The sequence below is a fragment of the Pelotomaculum sp. FP genome (assembly GCF_004369245.1).
Lineage (GTDB): Bacteria > Bacillota > Desulfotomaculia > Desulfotomaculales > Pelotomaculaceae > Pelotomaculum_C > Pelotomaculum_C schinkii.
In genome coordinates, this window is the sequence record NZ_QFGB01000113.1 from 1 (window position 1) to 3,295 (window position 3,295).

Genomic DNA, 3,295 nt, shown 5'->3' on the forward strand with positions numbered 1-3,295 from the left:
CCGAGCGGCTTAAGAGTTTTGCGGGGAGAGTGATGCCGGTGAGCGTCGCTCTTTTTTTGTTAAAAGCAACATAACATCACTCTCTTTGGAAAACTAAGCGATAAACCTCGGGAGTTTGAGGGCAGAGCCCTCAATAGCCGTAAGGCTGTTTTGAATTATCTGTTGGCAATACCCTTGCGCTCCCGCATAGAGTTTTTACCGTCGATAAAAATGGTGTAGGAATCATGCACAATGCGATCTGAAATGGCATCGGCCAGTGTCGGTTCGCCAATTTTATGATACCAACCGCCGATCTCAAACTGGGAACAGAATATGGTAGAAGCTTTTTTGTAACGAGATTCTACGATCTCAAGCAGATCGCGGGCTTCGCTTTCCTTGAGCGGAAACAGAAGCCATTCATCCAAAATGAGCAGCTTTACCTGTTTGTAAGCTTTGATGACCTTGCGGTATGTCCCCTCACCGCGTGCAATGGCCAATTCACCCAGCAGATCGGGAAGCCGTACATATTTAACCGTGTAAAAGTTTCGGCTGGCAGCCATGCCAAAAGCATTTGAGAGGTAGGTTTTTCCGCTACCCGTGGCTCCAAGGATTATGATGTTATGGGCTTCTTGGATGTAGTTACAGCTAGCCAAGCGGATGATTTGAGCTTTGTCGAGTTTGCGATCGTCATGATACTCAATGTTCTCAATACAAGCGTCATTGAAGGCAAAACCCGCGTTTTTGATCAAGCGCGACAGCCGATTGTTTTTACGGGCTGCCCATTCGGCATCGATCAGCAGACCGAAGCGTTCTTCAAAAGCCATGTCAGACAAGTTTGCGTTTTTGAGCTGTTCCCGGAATGCTGCAGCCATGACACTAAGCTTCATTTCGTGAAGCTTGGCTACGGTTGAATCGTTTAGCATTTTCCATCCCTCCTGCTGTAGTAATCGGCTCCTCGTGTGAGTCCAAACTCAGAGGAGGAATGGCCCGGGGTTTCTTTCGGCAGCTTGTCCTGACCGGATTTTAAGATGGCCTGAACGCTCTTCAAGCTAGGCTGTACAGTGTAGGACAATGCTTTGGTGCAGGCCGATTCAAGGCGCTCCACCGAATATTTGTCGGCCAGTTTCAAAAGAGCCATACAAGCCTTGTAGCCCTGCTGCTCGACTTTGTGACTTCCTAAAAACAGGTTAATGACAGCGCTTGTATTCTCACCGATTTTGGCTGCCCAGGATTTAAAGCGGTCGCCGTTCCAAGACACATATTTTTGATGATCTGGTGGCATATGGGCTTCCAGGGTGCTGTATTGATTGCTCCTACCATAGAGCCGGGGATGAGAACAAATGCGATTGCCTTGGAAGAAGACCTCAATCACATTGCGGGTAATCCTGACATCAACTTTCTGCTTGATGTATTCAAACGGCACCGAATACTTCTGGGTCTCCACACTGATATGGTAATTGTATTGAACAGTGGCAATCTTCCAGGTCGCCAATTCAAATGGCTTTAAGGGCAACGGCAGCAAGAAGGGTTTTTCCTCATCGAACAAGGTGGCTCTGCTCCCGTTCTTCTTCTGAAAAGGTTTCTCTAGAAAAACCATTAGCTTTTCCCGAATGGCAGCATTCAGCTCTCGTAACGATAAAAACTGCTGATTACGCAGAGCAGCGAGTATCCATGTTGAGATGATGCCGACCGATCCTTCTACCGTGGGTTTATCTTTGGGAGCCCTAACTCTGCATGGAATAACCGCTGTACCATAATGTTCAGCCATCTCCTGATAGGTCTTGTTAATAACTGCTTCGCCTTTCGTCACCTTCTCCACGCCGGTTTTTAAGTTGTCCGGTACCATAATGCGAGTGATTCCACCGAAGAAGCGATAGGCGTTGATATGGGCGGTAATCCAGCTCTCCTGATTTTGTGAAAGGAAGGCTTCCACATAGGCATAGCCGCTGTATGGCAGGGCAGCCACAAACACATAGGCTTGGATAATCTCTCCCGTGTCTGTGTCGATGATCCTGGCGGTTTGTCCCGCCGAGTCTACCTCCATGATTTCCCCAGGCTTACGGTGAATGTGCATGGTTGCCTTGGTGCTTTTCACATAGTCAGCGTAATATTTGTTGAACTGGGTCGACTTGTACGGTACTTGCCCGGATTCGCGACACTGGTCGCAGTATTCAAGCCATAACAGAGTTAAGGTCACACCGCTTTTCGCCATCTCACGATGGATGTAGTCGTAATTCGGCATTTTGTACGCGGGCTTAGCGCTCTCCGAAGAAAAAAGGCGCTGTGACAACTCCTTGTCGGACATTTCGGCCACTGTCTGCCAACTTAGCCCTTGATCCTTTGCTCTTTGAAGCACGTTAATAACCGTGGTTCGAGAGCATCCGCATCCAGACGCAATGCGGCTGTTGTTGATTCCGAGGCTATGTAGCCGCAGAATCTCTTTGTAACTGGTCATCTCTATGACCCTCCTTGAATTTATTTGCACCTTTCAGATGCATAAATTCAATTTAGCAGAAAGGTCATATCCGGTGTTCAACTTTGCCGGAAAGGGTGTCCAGTTTCAAACGGAGACACTGTTCAATCTCAGCGGTCAAACTGTTCAGTTTGACCCGGCATATTCAAACACTCCAGATACTTTAAGACGTTGCCTTTATCGGTAGCCTGGATTATTTGCCAAAGAACTAATTGTTGGTGGGACAGTTATTTGAGGAAAAAGTTTAGGAGAGACATAAAGATAGCGACAGCATTTTTATTGTTTATTCTCATAGTCTTTTCCAGAGTCGGAGGATTTACTGTTTCCAAACTAATAACTAATATAGCCTTTCCATTTCTCTTAGGAATCTTCGGTGTTTCCAATTCCTCGGTAATGTTGTTATCAATGAGATGAGCTTTTTTTAAGATATTTCCAAAACTGGCGGATGGATACGATCTGTCTTGCTCTTGTACCGGGTGAAGCATGTAGCTCATTTTTGCAATATGCAATGAAAGCATACATATCGTTTAAAGATATATTTTTTAAAAACTTCAAATTTGCTCCGGAAAAATTTCTGTCAAGTATAGGAGTGTTTCGAGAGAGCATTACAATCTAAAAAACATAAGTAGGTCTGTACGGTATTCTTTAACGGTGTTTTCAGAACGGCCTTTTATAACGACAAGATACCCCAGGTATGCTCGACTAGTGGGTAGGTCCTATTAAGCCCCTTAATTGAGTTTGAGCCATACCCCCTTATTAATATAAACTAATATTAACGGAGGGGTATGGATGAAACGTAAAAGATATCCTCAGGATTTCAAAGAGCAGCTTGTTAAAGAAGCC

General features: G+C 45.6%; 3 protein-coding genes. All 3 read right to left on the reverse strand.

Going from position 1 to position 3,295, the window contains the following annotated elements:
- Positions 1–155: 155 nt before the first annotated feature.
- The 3 genes from istB to Psfp_RS22685 all read right to left on the reverse strand — a co-directional run bounded on the left by istB (position 156) and on the right by Psfp_RS22685 (position 3,144).
- Positions 156–902, reverse strand: a complete 747-nt coding sequence (gene istB / locus Psfp_RS20790) for an IS21-like element helper ATPase IstB (RefSeq protein ID WP_134220419.1) — start codon at positions 900–902, stop codon at positions 156–158.
- On the reverse strand, positions 896–2,434 hold the full coding sequence (istA, locus tag Psfp_RS20795; protein WP_134220420.1) for an IS21 family transposase: 1,539 nt from the start codon (positions 2,432–2,434) through the stop codon (positions 896–898). The genes istB and istA overlap by 7 nt, the downstream gene beginning before the upstream one ends.
- Before the next feature lie 623 nt (positions 2,435–3,057).
- Entirely contained in the window at positions 3,058–3,144 is an 87-nt protein-coding gene (locus Psfp_RS22685) for a site-specific integrase (RefSeq protein ID WP_348981177.1), read from the reverse strand.
- Between the last annotated feature and the right edge of the window lie 151 nt (positions 3,145–3,295).